This is a genomic window from Flavobacterium commune (assembly GCF_001857965.1).
GTDB classification, from domain to species: domain Bacteria; phylum Bacteroidota; class Bacteroidia; order Flavobacteriales; family Flavobacteriaceae; genus Flavobacterium; species Flavobacterium commune.
On record NZ_CP017774.1, the window covers coordinates 1,628,527 to 1,642,842 of the forward strand.

The window sequence follows — 14,316 nt, forward strand, 5'->3', positions numbered from 1 at the left end:
GGCGACAAATGTATATTTACTAAATTATACTGGCAAGAAGTTCTCTATAAATATTTGTTAATTCAGGGTAAATGACTAAAAAATAGGGTGAAACACTACTTTTTTTGAATAAAAAAAGGTGATTGTGTTAATTTGTAATGTTTTTTAATAATGAATTCTGTCAACTGAATACTGAAATCTGAATACTGTTTACTTAACACCTTCCCATTCGGCATAAAATTGCGACAGGAATTTTTCCATGAATTGATGTCTTTCCTGTGCTATTTTTTTTCCTGTTTCGGTATTCATTTTGTCTTTAAGCAACAATAATTTTTCGTAAAAATGATTAATCGTTGGCGCCTGACTTTTTTTGTATTCGTCGATACTCATGTTAGTGTTTGGCGCAATTTTAGGATCATAGAGTACTCTGTTTTTAAATCCGCCATAATTGAATGCCCTGGCAATCCCAATGGCTCCAATGGCGTCTAAACGATCCGCATCCTGAACTATATCTAATTCTATCGAGCTGAATTTTTTTTCGAAATTACCTCCTTTAAAAGAGATGTTTTCGATGATATTGATAACTGCATCGATAATTTCTCCGGCTACATTTTGAGATTCCAGAAATCTTCTGGCTACTTTTGGTCCCACTGATTCATCACCATCGTGAAATTTACTATCAGCAATATCATGAAGTAAAGCGCTGAGTTGGACTATTTGTAGATTGCAAACTTCCTCTTTAGCAATCAATAAGGCATTTTTATACACCCTTTCAATATGAAACCAGTCGTGACCGCCTTCGGCATTATTGAGTTGTTCTTTTACAAAAGTGATTGTTTTACTGATAATGTCGCTGTTGTTCATGTTCTTGTTTTAAAAAAAATGTTGATTTTCAAAGCTTTCAAACTTCAAAAATCAACATTTTAAATTAACTAAATTGTATTTTATAACTCAATTTCAATGGCAAAAATAAATTTCAAAAAATCTTAAATCTTAAATCTGCTTTCTGAAATCTTAGATTTACAATCTCGCAGGTTCTACCCATTTGAAGATATGGGATTCTTTAGGAATTACTAATCTTTCCGAAATTCTGGCCATTCTGGCCGGTAATTTCATCAGGTAATCACGGGCTTTTTCGGCTTCGTCTGTTAAACCTGCAATCTTGTCAATTTCCCATTTGTCAATTAATTTTTGCATGATTTCAACATAATCATTGGCTGTATAAACGCCAATACGTTGTGCTGAATCAGAAAATAATTCGAATGCAGAGCTGATTTTTTGTCCTGATTCTCTCAGGAAATGTGCTGGCATTACAATTTTAGCTTTCATCATGTATTGAAAAGCAAGCATCATTTCGCTAGGGTCAACTTTGAAAATTTCACTCACAAAATGGCTGTACGCATGGTGGTGACGCATTTCGTCTCCCGCAATCATCTTACACATTTTAGAGAGTTTTTTATCACCATAGTTTTTAGCTAATTGCGAAACTCTATTGTGAGAAACATAGGTTGCTAATTCTTGGAAACTGGTGTAAACAAAGTTTTTATAAGGATCTCTACCGGTTCCAATGTCGAATCCGTCATTGATAAGGTGTTGGGTGGTCATTTCAATTTCTCGCATGTTCACACGACCTGATAAATACAGGTATTTGTTTAGTAAATCGCCATGACGGTTTTCTTCCCCTGTCCATTGACGAACCCAGGCAGACCAACCATTTCTCTCTTCATTATCTACTCCTTCCACTTCCATCAACCAGTTTTCATAAGTTGGAAGTGCTTCTTCGGTAATCATATCACCCACCATTGCTACCCAGAAATCATAAGGTAAATCCTTTGATATTTCGCGTAACTCTTTTACTTCTTCTAAGAAATTATCTCCTTCAGAATTGGGTAAAAAATCAGACGGCTGCCATATTTGTTCCACTGGAATCAAATACTGATCCATATAGCCAGTCACGTTTTTTTCCAAAAACTGCATAACTTCTAATCGAATGTTTTTTATAGACATTTTATTTATATATATTAAAATTGTATTCCTTTTACTACCGCACTTTCCGTTTTCTCCATTAATTCAGGAAAGCTAAATTCACTCACCTTTAAAGGTTTATGAACCACAAAGGTAAGATGATTTCCCAGACCTACCGGAAAAAAACCAAATTTTACCATTTTCCATGAATTGTTAATGCTTATTGGAACAATATAGGCTGAGGGCGCATTTTTGCACAATATTTTTAATCCGGTTTGGGCAAATTCTTTTGGTTTACCCGTTTTGCTTCTTGTTCCTTCAGGGAAAATTACTGCCGAACGTTTGTTGTTTTCAATGTATTCGGATAATTTTTTAATTTCAGGAATGGCCTGTTTAGGGTCTTTTCTATCAATTAAGGCTCCGCCACCATGTCTTAAATTATAAGAAACACTCGGAATTCCCTTGCCTAACTCTTTCTTACTTACAAATTTACAATGAAATCGTCGCAAATACCAAATCATAGCCACAATATCGTACATACTTTGATGATTAGCCACAAAAATTAACGGAACTCCTTGAGGTATGCTGTCCCTGTTTTCAAATTTATAAGTGGTACCTACTAAGTTAGTGCATTTTAATAAAAAAAAGTTCAGATAATCGACACTTTTTTTGTGTGCCTGATAACCAAAAAGATTCAGGCAAATCCATTGAATAGGATGGAAAATTACTAACGTAAGTCCAAAACATAAATAATAAATTATGGATATTGGATACGAAATAAGTTTTTGCATTCTTAAAAAATTAGCTGCAAAAGTAAGAAATAAATTTTTAGTGCTATTTAATTCCTAAATAATAATAGGTTTAGTGTTAAATCGTACCTTTGTGCTTTAAAAAATAATGTGTTTTCCTAAAAAATGAGCTTCAATTATCCAAAAAACGAGAAACTAAAAAGTAAAATCACCATTGGATTGTTGTTCTCTGAAGGTAAATCGGTTTCAAAATATCCGTTGCGATTGGTTTATCATTCGGGTTCTTTAAACGAGAACGAAAGAATTAAAATGGGAGTTTCAGTTTCTAAAAAATACTTCAAGAAAGCCGTTGACAGAAATCGTTTCAAACGCATCCTTCGCGAAACCTACCGACTTAACAAACACATTCTTTTAGATAATTTAGACAAACCGTATGCTTTTATGTTTTTTTACCAAACTAAAGAGCGTTTGACTTATGAAGAAATCAATACTAAAACCATTCAGTTATTTGAAAAGTTTGTAGCTCAAAATGTGAAAAAAGAATCTTCTGAAAAGGATGATGAGCCCGCTAAATAATCAACTTTAGTGTCAATTTTATTATTGATGATTTATTCCTACTTTAGTATCCAATATTATACTCCACAATCATGATTCGCCTTTTACAGAAAAGATACCTGATTCCCGTAGTTGCTTCCGCATTTTTATATGTTGGGGTGAGTTTTAAAGATGATTTTTTTGAAATAGCCAAGCAATTAGAAATTTTCACCACACTTTTTAAAGAACTGAACACCAATTATGTGGATGAAACTAATCCCGGCGAATTAATGGATGCTGCCATCAAAGGAATGTTGGCTAGTTTAGATCCATATACGGTGTATTTTAATGAGCAGGATGTGCTGCGATTTAAAATTAATAATACGGGAGAATATACCGGAATTGGTGCTTTGATTACCCAAAAATCAGGGAAATTAATTCTTCGCGAAGTCTATAAAAATTTCCCTGCCGACAAAGCGGGTTTTAAAGTCGGTGATGAAATTATTCAGATAGGCGATGTTTCGTTGTCTGATTTTAAAGAGGATGCTTCCCAATTGTTAAAAGGAGCTAAAAACACTAAAATTGACATTAAATATCTGCGCCAGGGAAAAACAAATACGACCCAAATTACTTTGGATGAGGTCGAAATAAAATCGGTTCCTTTTTTTGCTAAAATTGATGACAAAACGGGTTATATTGTGCTGAGTCGTTTTAATAAAAAAGCTTCGAATGAAACTAAAGAAGCTTTATTGGAACTCAAAAAACAAGGAGCTACACAAATAGTTTTAGACTTAAGAAACAATCCCGGGGGACTTTTAGGCGAAGCCATCAATATTTGCAATTTATTTGTTCCAAAAAACGAAGTGATTGTAACCACAAAATCTATCAACGAGAAGCACAATAATACTTATAAAACGGCTGCTGAACCCATAGATTTGGATATTCCGTTGGTGATTATCGTAAATGATAAAAGTGCTTCGGCATCCGAAATTGTATCCGGAGCTTTGCAGGATTTAGATCGTGCGGTAGTTATAGGAAGCAGAAGTTTTGGAAAAGGATTGGTTCAAAAACCAATTGATTTGACTTATAATACCCAATTAAAAGTCACTATTTCCAGGTATTTTACCCCTTCGGGAAGATGTATTCAAGCGATGGATTACGCTCATAAAGAAAATGGAGTTGCAGTTAGAACCAAGGAAACTAATTATAATTCGTTTAAAACCCGAAAAGGCAGAACGGTTTATGATGGAGGAGGGATTTTACCGGATGTACAGTTAGAAGAATCAAAAACAAGTGTTATTGCCAATGCTTTGCTTAAAAACGACGCGATTTTTAATTACGCAACTGTCTATTATTATAAAAATCCAAACTTAGGTAATCAAATTCCAAATTTCACTACTGCTGATTTTCAGGATTTCAAGCAGTATTTAAAAAATCAGAAAATTTCTTTTGATACCGAAACCGAAGAGGCATTGAAAAACACTTTGGCTATAGCCAAAAAAGAGTCTCTTGATGGCACTATCATTAATGAATACAAGCAACTTTTAGCCGTAGTTCAAAAAAGTGAAGCCGATCAGTTAGACAATCATCAGGAAGAAATTAAGAATTTGATTTTAGAAGAAATTATAAAACGATACCAATATCAGGAGGGTTTTTATCAATATTATATGAAAACCAATTCGGAGATCAAAAAAGCAGTTACTATATTAAATGACAGCACAACGTATAAGAATATTTTAAAAATCTAATGTTTAAATCTGCTCTTATTATTGTATTTTTTTCTTTTGGGCTATTGAATGCTCAGGAAAGAAAGATTGGTACTGTTTATTTTGAATTTGACAAATCCAATATTGATGCTGTTCAGGAACAAATGTTGGTTGATTTTGTTAGTAAAATAGACACAACTTTGGTCGAGTCCATTCAGATTTACGGTTATTGTGATGATCGGGGAAATAATGATTATAATTTAAAATTATCAGAGAAAAGAGTTAATTCGGTTAAGCATATTTTGACTACCAACGGATTTAATAAAAACAAAATTGTAATTGTTGAAGGCAAAGGCAGGGTACTCTTAGACGAACATTCAGGAGGTAGTTTAGAGGATATTCGTTCTAAAAACCGACGTGTTGATTTATTGATTGTAAAGAAAAATAGTTTTGGAAAAGGAATTTATACTTCTTTTCAGGACAAGCATGAAGTAGGTGATCGTATTTATTTGGAGAATATTTTTTTTGAATTAGGAAGCAGTAAACTCACACCGGCTTCTCAAAAGGAATTGGACAGAATTGCTGAAATTCTTCAAAACAACAAAAAAATTGAATTTGAAATCCGGGGTCATGTGTGTTGTACTCCTGATTATTACATAGATGCAATCGACCGGGCTACTAAGGAAAGAAAACTATCTTTAAACCGAGCCAAAAGTGTTTTCAGGTATTTGATTTCTAAAAATGTGAGCAGTTTAAGAATGATTTATAAAGGTTTGGGGAATCAGTTTCCTCTGGGCAGGGGTGATGAATTTGATCGTAGGGTTGAATTTCTGATTACTAAGATTTAGTTTTTATCTTGTAAACATTGCCATAATTTTTGAAGTTTCCTTAGAACTTGTTTTTTTATCGATTTTTACCGATTTTATGATGGCTTCCAGTTCCAGCATTAAATCTCTCTTTTCTTTTGAAGGAGAGTAGCAAAAACCCTCTAAAACGATTATACGGTCGTTATCCTTGTCAACAATGGCGTAATTGATAAAAGGACCAGACATGAAATCGTTTTTTAATTCCCAGGTACCTTTAGTTTCATAAGCTTTTTTGTGATCCAGAACTATATTTGAAAAATAAGGAGCATAAGCTTCTTCGGTAATCATATCGGTGTTTAATTCCTTGCCGTGAATGTATAGTTTTCCAATGGAATCCCGCATTTGGATAATCCCTGAAACTTTGTCTCTTTTGGTTTCAAGACGGTTCATAGGGATTTGATAAATTAAAATGCTGTTATTTCCGCTGATGATTTCTTTTTTAAACCATACAAAATCTTCTTTTTGCAGCATTAATTCATAATTAGAAGGCATTTCGATTTTGATATTGAAACTGTCTTTGAAAAATTTAGTGCTTAAAAGTGATTTTCTGTTGATGCGTTGGCATTCTTCAATCTCGGTTTGGTGCATGATTTTGATAATTTCAGCGGCATGTGTTTGAATTAAACACAAGATATCATCAGCTGCTTTTCCGGAAATGTAGAACACATTTTGCGGTATGGCAATTTTGTTTTTTTCGATTTTAAAATCTTCTTTTGTATCTTTTTTGATAACAATGATGTTTCGGTTATCGGTCATAAAACCTTCCATTAATTTCACCGGATACTGATTGATGGTGAATAGCGGTTCTTCCTGTGGTAACCCAATTACCGGTGAAGCAAATTTATTTCGGATGCTGTCACCAATTTCGCCATTCCATAATAAATCATCTATAATCACCGAAATGTTATTGATTTTTCCATTTGTCTTTTTAGGAGTCGTGTTTTGCTGTTGGCAAGAAATAAAAAAGATGGAAACGAAAAGTAATATAAAATGGATTTTATTCATTTTGTACCTATTAGGACTGGAATTATCGTGTTAATGTAATAATTTAACCAGCTAATATCGTTCCATTTTTTTAAAAAGTGAGATAAAAATGATTTATAAATGGTTCTAAAACTAAAAAAGGCTTTATTCTGTTACGAAATAAAGCCTTTTTTTTATGGTGTTGAGGTTAGTTTTATCCTCCTATTTTTAATTTCATTCCCGGTTTGATATCTTCAGTATTGATGTCGTTCCATTTTTTAATATCTGAAACGGTTACTCCGGATTTTTTAGCAATACTAAATAATGAATCCCCTTTTTTAACTAAATAATCCTGTTGCAATGACGTTTTTTCAAGTTTGTTCTTCTTAAAAGAAGCAGCAGTAGCTTTTGAGGTATTAATGGCAATTTCGTTTTTAGCTACAATAAGTGTTTTGCCCAGCATAATGTTGTTATCTGTTAGCTGATTCCATTCTTTTAAATCAGCAATAGGAGTTCCAAATTTTTTAGCAATGTTTCCTAAATTATCTCCTTTTTGAACGGTGTATTCAATGTTTCTAAGTTCAGGAGTTGCAGCAACGGCTTCTTTAGTTTCAATTTCTTTTTCAGCTATTTGTAAACTGGTACCTGCCTGAATAATATTTCCTGAAAGTTTATTCCATTCTTTAAGTTGGGCAATTGTTACATTGTTTTGTTCGGCAATGTCACTTAGATTGTCTCCTTTTTGAACAATATAATTTGTTGTTTTATGAGTAAGAGTGTCTTCTTTAACTTCCTTTTTTAACTTCTCAATCTTGTTGATTTTGTTTTCTGCCGAAGCAACAGCAGTATTATTGTTTATTTCAGTACTTATGATGGTTAGTACTTTTCCGTATGCAACAGTATTACTGCTTAGTTTGTTCCATTTTTTTAATTCCTCAATACTAATGTTGTATTGTTTTGCAATACTGCTCAGGTTATCTCCCTGTTTTACTTTGTAATATTGAGTAGTGCTTCCGGTAGGATAAGATGGTTTTTCGACAGCAGCAACAGCTGTTGTTGTGTTTTTAAAAGGATTATTGTTTTTAAGCTCTGATTCATGCTGAATGTAAGCATAAATTTTATCTTCGTTAGAAACAAAAACACCTATTTTGTCTTTTGGTAATCGTAAAAAATGATTTTGATCGTTATAATGCGGAATTACATTGAGTTTGTAAGAAGGATTTAGCAATTGCAATTGCGAGACAGGAACGTCCAATAAATCAGAAATTTGTTTGAACGACATCTGTTTTTTAATCATTACTGTATCAGTAGCAAAGTGCTGTACAATGGCTTTGTTTGGTTTAATTCCGTGCTCGTTATGGTATTCATACAAGTACATTGTAGCTAAGAAAGCAGGAACATAGCCTTGAGTTTCTTTTGGAAGATGATTTTTAATACTCCAAAAATTTTGTTGTCCGCCAGATCTTCTGATGGCTTTTGAAACATTTCCCGGGCCTGAATTATAAGATGCTAAAACCAGTTCCCAGTCACCAAAAATGCTAAACATATTTGACATGTATTGAGCAGCAGCAGCAGTAGCTTTTAGAGGATCACTGCGTTCGTCAACATAAGAATCTATTTTTAGATTGTATTGTTTTCCAGTGTGATACATAAACTGCCAAATTCCGGTTGCACCCATTTTAGAAACCGCTTTTGGATTTAATGCCGATTCTACGATGGCTAAGTATTTTATTTCCAAAGGAACATTTTGTTTGGCAAAAGTTTCTTCAAACATTGGGAAATAATATTCTGAAATTGCCATCAAACGTTCAAAAGATCTTTTTCTGTTTTTTAGAAACGACTTGATGATGTTTTCCAGTCCCTGATTGTATTGAATGTTAAAAGGTGATTTAGCATTCATGGCTTCCAATCTGGATTTTAACAACTCAGTAGGTAACTCGTAATCTACTTTCTCATCCGTATTGATATTGACAATATCCTTAGTGATGTCATTGTACAAATCTAAATCAGTCAATTCTTTTGTCCACAAGCTGTCCACGCAACTTGCTATTTCATCATTAACAAAGCTGTTTTTTATAGAATCAAGATAAGATACCTTAGATTCTATTACAGCAGTTCCCTTGCTTTCGGCAACTTCTTGCGAAAACAAGGGAACTGTTAATAATAGAAAAAATGATATTGTTATTTTTTTTATATTCATATTTTTTATTTGTCAACTTGCTTAATTTTAAATGATTACAAAATCATTTATGCAAACTTAATAGGTTACAACTAAAAAAATCAATAAATATTGTTAAAATTATCACATTTAGTTTAAAATTGCTGCAATTCCAGGTAAAGTTCTTCCTTCAAGCATCTCTAACATAGCTCCTCCACCTGTAGAAACGTAGCTCATTTTGTCTTCAAAGCCAAATTGTTTTACCGCTGCAACTGAATCTCCACCACCTACAAGAGAGAAAGTTCCGTTAGCTGTAGCTGCTGCAATTTGATTTCCTAAAGCGATAGTTCCTTTAGCAAAAGTTTCCATTTCAAAAACACCTAATGGACCATTCCAAAGAATTGTTTTTGAATCCATAATAACTTTTTCGAAGTTGGCTAATGATTGTGGGCCAGCATCCATACCTTCCCAGCCATCAGGAATATTAGTTACATCAACCACTTGTGTATTAGCGTCATTAGAGAATTTGTCTCCTGCAATAACATCAACCGGAATGTGAATTTGAACTCCTTTTTCTTTAGCTAATCTTAAAATTTCAAGAGCTAATTCTTGTTTGTCGTCTTCGCAAATAGAATTTCCAATTTTTCCTCCTTGAGCTTTAACAAAAGTAAAAGTCATTCCACCACCAATAATCATGTGATCTACTTTGTCAAGAATGTTTTCGATAACTGTAATTTTAGAGGATACTTTAGATCCTCCAAGAATAGCAGTTACAGGTTTTTCGCTATCTTTTAATACTTTATTGATGCTTTCAATTTCTTTAGCTAACAAAGAACCAAAGCATTTAGCTGTTGGGAAAAATTGAGCTATAATTGTAGTTGAAGCGTGTGCTCTGTGAGCAGTTCCAAAAGCGTCGTTTACATAAATGTCTCCTAATGAAGCCAATTCTTTAGCGAAAGCAACATCTCCGGCTTCTTCTTCAGCGTGGAAACGTAAATTTTCTAATAATAAAACTTCACCGGCTTTTAAATCATTCGAAGCTTGTTTTGCAACTTCACCTACACAGTTTGAAGCAAATTTTACAGGAACTCCAAGAATGTCAGTTGCTGTTTTTAAGATATGTTTTAATGAATATTTTTCTTCAGCTCCTTTTGGGCGACCTAAGTGTGACATTAAAATTACGCTTCCGCCATCGGCAAGAATTTTGTCAATAGTAGGTTTTGCAGCTTCGATACGAGTGGTATCAGTAACATTAAAATTTTCGTCCAATGGCACGTTAAAATCAACGCGTATGATTGCTTTTTTATTAGCGAAGTTAAAATCGTTTAAAGTCTTCATTAGGTATTGTTTTTAGTTTATTTTTTTGAAAGTGAAACAAATATAGAACTTTTCTATTAGTATTAAATTTGAAAATTTCAAAAAAATCAATTTTTAGCAACGAAAACGATGTAAACTCACAAATAATTTTATTTATGTCCTTTAATTTAAAAAATTGCCTATAAAAGTTAAATTTTGTCGGCTTTTTGAAATCGAATAAACAATTACTTATTGTTCTTTTAAATAGCAAACCGACAGATGAGCCTGAGCAGCAATCATAAAAGTTTCAAATTCATTACTGTCATCAGTGTTTTTGGAAAGCAGGAAGTGGTTGTCAATCATTCCTAAATAAGTAAGCAAAGGCGAGTAAAAAGTAATGCCTATTTTATGCTTGGAAATATCAGTAATGTCGGTATTTATAATGTCTAATTGGTAATTTATAAAGGGGAAAAAGTTTTTTCCCAAGGTATCGGTTAGGCGGTAGCAATTTCCTTTTAACTGTTGGACATAATTATTGGCAGCGATGCCCACAAGATAATGCAGTTGTGAAGCCTTTTCATTCTCGGCCAGTAATTCCCTGAAAGTCTTTTTCGGATTTTCTTTCGAATTAAATTGTTGGTGTTGCAATAAATATTCCTTATAAGTGTCTTCAAAAACATATTTGTCCCAGGTTAGAGTAGCACTTTGTTCAATTTCAAAGCGATAGGCTAATCTTATTTTTGATTTATAGTTCATGCTAATGGTATTTCGATGAGTAGCAACATGGCGTTTTCTGATAAAGATTCCCATTCTAAATCTTCTGTTTCTTTTAAACTTAAAGCATCACCGCTTTCAAGAAGTCTGTTTTCAAATTCGAATGCGCCGTTGATTATGTAAACAAAAATTCCGTTTTCTTTGTTTTGGAGTTGGTAATGTACTTCTTTCCTTCCGTCAAATTGAGCTATAAAAGCATTGGCAGTATTGTTTTTGAATAAAGAAATGAGTTTGTTTTTTTCTTTGAAATCAAATTCAAGTGATTTGTTTTCAAGGCTTGGCTCATTGGTTTTAAAACCAATTTGTAAAAAGCTCATGTTTTCATCAAATGGATTTGATACTTCAAATGAAGTTTCTTTATTGGAAACAATTTGTTCGATTTTTTCTGTTGCAATTAGTTTATTCTGATATTCAATTCCACCATAGAGAGGTAAAATATAGTATAAACAATCGGCTTGGGCTAACATTGTTGATTTTTGATGTGGCGCAAGTATCTGATAATTAAAAAGAAATAAAGAACCCAAATCTTTTGTTTTTTCTTGATAATTTTCGATACTTAATGTTGACCAACAATTGTAGCCCTTAGTTTGCCGTTGCTTTCTTGCTGTTGCCAGATACATTTGTGCCGGATGTTGCTTTATCATAATTTGAGGAATCAAATTAGCCCGCTACGTTTATGGTATGTGTTAATACAAATCCCGCAGCAACACTTCCGGTTACGGTAGATAACTCACTGCTTACTCCATCTGAAAAAACATTGTCACTAGCGTTATAAGTGTATCCGCTCATGCCCTTGGTATATCCATTTGCTGTTGAAGCGTTAACCAGAACTACGGCACTGCCGGAACCTTCAGGAAAGGCAATTTGGGTAACCAATAAAGAAGTTCCTGCCGAATTGTAAATGTGTACGTGAATGTGTGTGGCTCTTCCGCTGTACCAGCCCGGGAAAATAGACGTAAAACTAACCAGTCCGTTAGTATTAGTGGTTTGTCTTCCTCTTAGAAAATGAACAGCAGTAAAATCAGCCGATTGCATTCCGGTTCCTCCGTATTCTGAATAATAACCGTCTTTGTCACAATGCCAAATATCAACGATTGCACCAGCTAAGGCAGCACAACTGGCATTTTTATTTTGGATTGTGATGTTTATCGTTAATGGAACGCCTGTTCTATCGCTGGTAATATCTGATTTTACTAATGATGAAGGACTTTTAGTGGGGAATGGTCCTGCTGTTTCAGATGGAGTAACGCTACAAGTTGATGAACCCGTAGAACTTCCGGTATCAGTAGCCTGGGTGTTGTCGGTTGTGCTTGAATCGGTAGATGAATCGTCGTCACCGCAAGAACTTAATATTGGTATAGCCAAAGATCCTAATCCTACTAAACCTAATCCTCTTAAAAAATCTTTTCTTTCCATAACTACATACAATTTATAAGGTTATGGTATAAAAGTATTTAAACGGCGGTTAGCGATGAAAAATATGAGGTGTTTGGAGGTATTTATGCGGTAAAGGAATTAGTTTATGATGCTAGTTTGTAATATTTTAACAATTATTTTTGGTTTAATAATTCAAAAAAAGCAGTTTCATAACTGGCACTTACCGGGATTTCTTCTTCGTTGATGTAAATGATTTTGTTGCGGACTTTGTCAATTTTAGAAATGGGAACAATAAAGGAGCGATGCACTCTGATAAATTCCGTTTGAGGGAGTTTTTCCAAAATGGCTTTCAAAGTCATTCGGGCAACGATTGTTTTTTGATTCTGGATGTGGATTTTTAGATAATCATCCAATCCTTCGATAAATAAAATATCCGAAAAGAGAATTTTTATCAGGCTGTAATCGGCGCGAATAAAAAGATATTGTTGTTCGGGATCCTGATTTTGTAATTTCCATTGCGAATGTGCTTTTTCTACTGCCTGTTGAAATCTTGAAAAGCTAAAAGGTTTCAGGATATAATCGGTGGCGCTTAATGTAAAACCTTCAACAGCATATTCTGAATAAGCGGTGGTGAAAATGACCATCGTTTTGTGTGGAAGTTTTTTGTAAAAATCAATCCCTGAAATCGATGGCATATTGATGTCCAAAAAGAGTAAATCAACGGGGTATTTCTTTAAATATTTAAAAGCATCATCTGATTTGGTGAATGTTTTTTCTAATTCGACCACATCAAGTTGATTGCAAAAACTTTGCAAAACCTCTAATGCCAATGGCTCATCATCTAATGCAATTGCTTTTAACATGCTACTTTAATTTTTAGTGTAACATTATAGGTTTCGGGATTGTCATCAATTGTCAAATCATGGGTGTCAGGATACAAATGGGTCAGTCTTTCTATGGTGTTTTGTAATCCAATGCCGCTTTCGGATGGACTGGATTTTACTTTGTTATTGGAAACAAATAAAATCAAATTTTCTTGTTCAATGTTAATGTGAATCTTGATTTCGGAATCCTGATTGGGATTAACACCGTGTTTAAAGGCGTTTTCGATAAAAGAAATTAAGATGAGTGGCGTAATGCATTTTCCGTATTGATTTCCTTCAACTTTGTAATTAATGTTTACCGTATTACCCAAACGTGTTTTTTGAAGTTCAACAAAATTATTGATGTAATTGATTTCTTTGTCTAAGGAAATCACATCATCATTAGCATTGGTGATAATGTACCGCATCAATTCGGATAATTGCACCACGGCATCGGCTGTTTTGTCTGATTTTTTTATAGCTAAAGCATAAATGCTGTTTAAGGTGTTAAACAAAAAATGCGGATTGATTTGGGCTTTCAGGAAAGACAATTCCGATTGCATTTTTTCTTTTTCAACTTTTCGCAATTGATTATTGATAGCAAATAGTAAACTGGAAATCACACCAATTAAATACACTAAAATAGTATGACTGTATTGGGTAGGAGGGCCTCCTCTTTTGTCAAAGTTGGGCGGAAAGGAATGAGGCATTTTGTTGTGAAGCGGCATTCTTTTTCCAAAGTCCAAAAAATTGCGTTCGGGATGGTCAAAATAAGTCGAAATCCAAAGAAAGAATAATAAAAACACAACGATAATTCCAAAATAGGAAACCATTTTATGGGAAAAATAGAATTTGGGAATTAAATAGTAATAATTAAAATAAAAGAAAAGCAGTAAAAGAAAATAGATTAAAAAATAAATTCTGTCGTGACCATTATGGGATAAATTGGGTAAATTAAAAACACTCCCTGTTGATGTGAAAGCATAAGGCAACAGCATAAAAGTGATGCATACTAAGATGTGCCAGGCATAAAAGGGAATCTTTTTTTTCATTAGAATAGAGTTAGCTAACTCAAATTTAGACTTC

At 33.5% G+C, this 14,316-nt stretch carries 14 protein-coding genes; 3 read left to right on the forward strand and 11 right to left on the reverse strand.

The window, feature by feature from the left end; all coding sequences use genetic code 11:
• Positions 1-189: 189 nt before the first annotated feature.
• The 3 genes from BIW12_RS06870 to BIW12_RS06880 all read right to left on the reverse strand — a co-directional run bounded on the left by BIW12_RS06870 (position 190) and on the right by BIW12_RS06880 (position 2,735).
• A complete protein-coding gene (locus BIW12_RS06870) occupies positions 190-843 on the reverse strand; it encodes an HD domain-containing protein (protein ID WP_071184429.1) in 654 nt (217 codons plus the stop codon).
• A 156-nt stretch (positions 844-999) separates the two neighbouring features.
• Entirely contained in the window at positions 1,000-1,986 is a 987-nt protein-coding gene (locus tag BIW12_RS06875) for an acyl-ACP desaturase (protein WP_071184430.1), read from the reverse strand.
• 14 nt (positions 1,987-2,000) lie between these two features.
• On the reverse strand, positions 2,001-2,735 hold the full coding sequence (locus BIW12_RS06880) for a lysophospholipid acyltransferase family protein (RefSeq protein ID WP_071184431.1): 735 nt from the start codon (positions 2,733-2,735) through the stop codon (positions 2,001-2,003).
• A 123-nt stretch (positions 2,736-2,858) separates the two neighbouring features.
• Between BIW12_RS06880 and rnpA the strand changes: the two genes are divergently transcribed.
• The 3 genes from rnpA to BIW12_RS06895 all read left to right on the forward strand — a co-directional run bounded on the left by rnpA (position 2,859) and on the right by BIW12_RS06895 (position 5,781).
• Entirely contained in the window at positions 2,859-3,269 is a 411-nt protein-coding gene (rnpA, locus tag BIW12_RS06885; RefSeq protein ID WP_071184432.1) for a ribonuclease P protein component, read from the forward strand.
• A 71-nt stretch (positions 3,270-3,340) separates the two neighbouring features.
• Positions 3,341-4,975: a S41 family peptidase gene (locus BIW12_RS06890; RefSeq protein WP_071184433.1), complete on the forward strand. Its 1,635-nt coding sequence runs from the start codon at positions 3,341-3,343 to the stop codon at positions 4,973-4,975.
• The gene (locus BIW12_RS06895; RefSeq protein ID WP_071184434.1) at positions 4,975-5,781 is read left to right on the forward strand and encodes an OmpA family protein; all 807 of its coding nucleotides are present in this window, start codon (positions 4,975-4,977) and stop codon (positions 5,779-5,781) included. The genes BIW12_RS06890 and BIW12_RS06895 overlap by 1 nt, the downstream gene beginning before the upstream one ends.
• A gap of 3 nt (positions 5,782-5,784) precedes the next feature.
• Here the strand turns inward: BIW12_RS06895 and BIW12_RS06900 are convergent, their stop codons facing one another.
• From BIW12_RS06900 to BIW12_RS06940, 8 genes are all read right to left on the reverse strand, one after another.
• Positions 5,785-6,804, reverse strand: coding sequence for a DUF4837 family protein (locus BIW12_RS06900; RefSeq protein ID WP_071184435.1), 1,020 nt, complete (start codon positions 6,802-6,804; stop codon positions 5,785-5,787).
• Between the two features lie 172 nt (positions 6,805-6,976).
• Positions 6,977-8,962, reverse strand: a complete 1,986-nt coding sequence (locus BIW12_RS06905) for a LysM peptidoglycan-binding domain-containing protein (RefSeq protein ID WP_071184436.1) — start codon at positions 8,960-8,962, stop codon at positions 6,977-6,979.
• Between the two features lie 108 nt (positions 8,963-9,070).
• On the reverse strand, positions 9,071-10,258 hold the full coding sequence (locus BIW12_RS06910) for a phosphoglycerate kinase (RefSeq protein WP_071184437.1): 1,188 nt from the start codon (positions 10,256-10,258) through the stop codon (positions 9,071-9,073).
• Between the two features lie 207 nt (positions 10,259-10,465).
• Positions 10,466-10,972, reverse strand: coding sequence for a hypothetical protein (locus BIW12_RS06920; RefSeq protein WP_071184439.1), 507 nt, complete (start codon positions 10,970-10,972; stop codon positions 10,466-10,468).
• The gene (locus tag BIW12_RS06925; protein ID WP_157499499.1) at positions 10,969-11,634 is read right to left on the reverse strand and encodes a pirin family protein; all 666 of its coding nucleotides are present in this window, start codon (positions 11,632-11,634) and stop codon (positions 10,969-10,971) included. The genes BIW12_RS06920 and BIW12_RS06925 overlap by 4 nt, the downstream gene beginning before the upstream one ends.
• 16 nt (positions 11,635-11,650) lie before the next feature.
• Positions 11,651-12,406, reverse strand: a complete 756-nt coding sequence (locus BIW12_RS06930) for a dioxygenase family protein (RefSeq protein ID WP_071184441.1) — start codon at positions 12,404-12,406, stop codon at positions 11,651-11,653.
• 134 nt (positions 12,407-12,540) lie between these two features.
• Positions 12,541-13,230: a LytR/AlgR family response regulator transcription factor gene (locus BIW12_RS06935; protein WP_071184442.1), complete on the reverse strand. Its 690-nt coding sequence runs from the start codon at positions 13,228-13,230 to the stop codon at positions 12,541-12,543.
• Positions 13,224-14,282, reverse strand: coding sequence for a sensor histidine kinase (locus BIW12_RS06940; RefSeq protein ID WP_071184443.1), 1,059 nt, complete (start codon positions 14,280-14,282; stop codon positions 13,224-13,226). The genes BIW12_RS06935 and BIW12_RS06940 overlap by 7 nt, the downstream gene beginning before the upstream one ends.
• Positions 14,283-14,316: the final 34 nt, after the last annotated feature.

Coding starts and splice junctions, on each gene's coding strand:
- BIW12_RS06870 (WP_071184429.1), bottom strand. CDS start 843: ATGAACAACAGCGACATTATCAGTAAAACAATCACTTTTGTAAAAGAA.
- BIW12_RS06875 (WP_071184430.1), bottom strand. CDS start 1,986: ATGTCTATAAAAAACATTCGATTAGAAGTTATGCAGTTTTTGGAAAAA.
- BIW12_RS06880 (WP_071184431.1), bottom strand. CDS start 2,735: ATGCAAAAACTTATTTCGTATCCAATATCCATAATTTATTATTTATGT.
- rnpA (WP_071184432.1), top strand. CDS start 2,859: ATGAGCTTCAATTATCCAAAAAACGAGAAACTAAAAAGTAAAATCACC.
- BIW12_RS06890 (WP_071184433.1), top strand. CDS start 3,341: ATGATTCGCCTTTTACAGAAAAGATACCTGATTCCCGTAGTTGCTTCC.
- BIW12_RS06895 (WP_071184434.1), top strand. CDS start 4,975: ATGTTTAAATCTGCTCTTATTATTGTATTTTTTTCTTTTGGGCTATTG.
- BIW12_RS06900 (WP_071184435.1), bottom strand. CDS start 6,804: ATGAATAAAATCCATTTTATATTACTTTTCGTTTCCATCTTTTTTATT.
- BIW12_RS06905 (WP_071184436.1), bottom strand. CDS start 8,962: ATGAATATAAAAAAAATAACAATATCATTTTTTCTATTATTAACAGTT.
- BIW12_RS06910 (WP_071184437.1), bottom strand. CDS start 10,258: ATGAAGACTTTAAACGATTTTAACTTCGCTAATAAAAAAGCAATCATA.
- BIW12_RS06920 (WP_071184439.1), bottom strand. CDS start 10,972: ATGAACTATAAATCAAAAATAAGATTAGCCTATCGCTTTGAAATTGAA.
- BIW12_RS06925 (WP_157499499.1), bottom strand. CDS start 11,634: ATGATAAAGCAACATCCGGCACAAATGTATCTGGCAACAGCAAGAAAG.
- BIW12_RS06930 (WP_071184441.1), bottom strand. CDS start 12,406: ATGGAAAGAAAAGATTTTTTAAGAGGATTAGGTTTAGTAGGATTAGGA.
- BIW12_RS06935 (WP_071184442.1), bottom strand. CDS start 13,230: ATGTTAAAAGCAATTGCATTAGATGATGAGCCATTGGCATTAGAGGTT.
- BIW12_RS06940 (WP_071184443.1), bottom strand. CDS start 14,282: ATGAAAAAAAAGATTCCCTTTTATGCCTGGCACATCTTAGTATGCATC.